3 protein-coding genes are annotated in these 2,606 nt (G+C 71.0%); all 3 read right to left on the reverse strand.

Features of this window, described 5'->3' with window-relative positions; genetic code table 11:
- Nucleotides 1-168: 168 nt before the first annotated feature.
- Entirely contained in the window at nt 169-1,074 is a 906-nt protein-coding gene (locus HMPREF0043_RS04380) for a co-chaperone YbbN (RefSeq protein ID WP_021601690.1), read from the reverse strand.
- A gap of 7 nt (nt 1,075-1,081) precedes the next feature.
- Nucleotides 1,082-2,101, reverse strand: coding sequence for a hypothetical protein (locus HMPREF0043_RS04385; RefSeq protein WP_021601691.1), 1,020 nt, complete (start codon nt 2,099-2,101; stop codon nt 1,082-1,084).
- A gap of 20 nt (nt 2,102-2,121) precedes the next feature.
- The coding region (locus tag HMPREF0043_RS04390; RefSeq protein WP_021601692.1) for a hypothetical protein at nt 2,122-2,606 on the reverse strand (485 nt) is incomplete at its 5' end.

A 2,606-nucleotide genomic window follows, 5' to 3' on the forward strand; every position in this document is an offset into this window, starting at 1 on the left:
GCGACGGCCTGGCTGGTCCGAGAGGACGGCTGACCCGGCGCCTGGCCGCGGGCCGTCGGAGGCCGACCCGGCCGGTTTCCGACGCCCGAAGGCGCAGCAGAAGCCCGCGCCCGGACGCCCCGCCGACGCGATCGGCGGGGCGTCCGGGCGCGGGACGGTCGGGACCGGCTAGAAGAGGGCGTTCGCCAGCGCTCTGCGCGCCTCGGCGACCAGCGGCTCGGCCGAGCCGACGACCTCGAAGAGCTCGACCAAGCGCTTGCGGGCGTCCTCGCGCTCCTGCCCCGACGTCGCCTTGACGACTTCGATGAGCCGGGCGAAGGCGGACTGGGCGCGACCGTAGGCCACTTCGACGTCGGCGGCGGCGAGCTGGGTCTCCACGTCGGTGAAGGGAAGGCTGCTCGCCCTCACCAGGATCGCGTTCGGGTCGGTGCCGGTGACCCTGGACATGAGCTCGGCCTGCGCGAGGCCGTAGGCGAGCTCGGCGTTGCCGGGCTCCTCCCTCAGGGCGGCCCTGAACTCGTCCGCCGCGCGGTGGAAGTCATTGGCCTCCATGGCGTCGAGCGCCGCGCGATGGTGCTCGGAGATCTCGGGCTCGGGCTCGTCGGCTCCGTCCTGCCCGTCGAGCACTCCGGTCATTCCGTACTGGGCGGCTGTGGCCAGGACCTGGTCGATCACCTTGTCGATCTCCCCGTCGGCCGGCGCGCCCTGGAACAGCGGCACGGGCTGGCCCTGGATGAGGGCGACGGCCGCCGGGACGCCGGTCACGCGGAAGGCCTGGGCGACCTCCACCGCCGCGTCGACGTCGACCCTGCCGAGCTGGAAGCGCCCCCCGCGGCGGACGGCGATCTCCTGCAAGCGCGAGTCGAGCGCCACGGAGGCTTCCGAGCGGGCGGAGTAGAAGACGAGCACGACGGGGAGCTTGGCGGAGACGTCCAGGGCGCTCGCCATGGACTGCGCCGTCACGTCGACGACGACGCCTCCCCGTACTTTCGACGCCGCCTCTCCGCCGCCCGCGGGAGGGGCCGACAGAGAAGAGAGGTCCACCGCTCCGTACATTCCCAGAGATTCCGTCATCGTATCCTCACCCCACTGACGTCAGCTGCGGAATCGACGAGCCGACGAGTCTGATCGTCTTGTCTTTGGCATTGGCCGGCGGCACGTGGAAGGCGACGAGCATCGTATAGGACGACGTCGTCGTCCCCGTCACGTTCACGCTGCCGGAGGCGTTCCCGGTCGCCATGACCCCTTGGATGCCGGTGAGGGTGATCTTCCCGTTGGGCTGGGTCAGGCTGTGCTGGATGTTGTAGCCCATCTCGCTGACCACGAGGGCCCCGCCGTCCTCGGTCCGCACGGAGTAGATCTCCTTGGGGTTGCTGCCGAAGACCGTGGACACCGTGCCCGATGCGCTGACCGACTTGGCGTTCTCGTCGTGCGCGGCGGCCAGCTGGGTGCGCAGCTTGTCGTTGGCGAAGGTCAGGCCCTTGGCGTCCGAGCGCGTGTTGTTGAGCTGGACGTAGGCGGCGACCGTCTGGGCCGGCCCGGCCGCCAGTCCCTCGTTCGACTCGGCCCCGATGAGCTCGAGCCCCGACTTGCCGACCTTCACGCTGGGGAGCGTGGCGCCCGCCTCGACGTAGAGCGAGCCCCACAGAGCCCAGTTGTTGCGGGCCGTGGACTGGAGGAAGACGTCGAAGCTCGGCAGCGTCGTCCCCTTGACGGGCTCCATGACGCTGAATCCGAGGCGAGGAAAGGACCCGTCGCCCGAGACGGCGATGCCCTGCCTGCTGGTGAGGGTCGACAGCTCCGTCAGCGTGTAGCCGTCGTTGAGGATCCCCTTCAGCTTGTACTGGGCGCTGCGGATCGTCTTCATCGGCCCGGTGACGCGGGCCGTGAGCGCATCGGCGTTCAGCGAGCCGTCCGCCTGGGATATCGCCGTGAAGACCTTCTTCTGGACCTTCCCGAAACGCTCCGTGGACATGGCCGGATACGCGACGCCTGTGGCGGCCTTCGGCTTGGGGAGCTTGGCGTCGTTCCCGCCGCAGGCCGCCAGCGAGGAGCCCGCGAAGGCGAGCGCCAGGGCCACGGCTGTGCTCTTCTTGTGCATATCAGTCCTTACTTCTTGCCTTACTTCTTGGGCCGGTGGTCGTCGTCGGCCTCCCGGGGGTCGGGTTCTTCGTCGTCGACCACGCGCCATCGGGACTGCCAGGCCCCGTCTCCGAGCAGGGCCGCCGACGCGGCCTCGGAGATGGTGGGGATGCCGTCGGCTGTCGGCGTCTCGTCGAGCTCGGGGAACGGCATGTCCCCTCCGTCGGCGATGGGGGTCCTGCTCCCTCCGGGAGCGTTGAGGACCAGTCGGTCGCCCGCGGACAGGTCGCGGTTGCGCAGCTCCTCGCTGCGAGGGCTGGCCGCGAGCACGCCGGCGCCGAACGCGTGGCCCGTGGCGGTGTCATGGTCCGCGCGCGCGATCTCCCCGAATCCGGGAGCGGCCGAGCCCTCCGGGGGCCGGAAGGCGCGGTCCTGCCCGGGGCTGCGGTCCATCACCGTGGTGCGGTCCGGCCTGGGGCCCTGGTCCGGCCTCGGGCCGCCGACGCGGCCGCGCCCGCTCTCGT

Source organism: Actinobaculum sp. oral taxon 183 str. F0552 (assembly GCF_000466165.1).
GTDB lineage: Bacteria > Actinomycetota > Actinomycetes > Actinomycetales > Actinomycetaceae > Peptidiphaga.

Excerpts from the sequence above, each read along its gene's own strand:
- HMPREF0043_RS04380 (WP_021601690.1), bottom strand. The coding sequence starts at position 1,074 with ATGACGGAATCTCTGGGAATGTACGGAGCGGTGGACCTCTCTTCTCTG.
- HMPREF0043_RS04385 (WP_021601691.1), bottom strand. The coding sequence starts at position 2,101 with ATGCACAAGAAGAGCACAGCCGTGGCCCTGGCGCTCGCCTTCGCGGGC.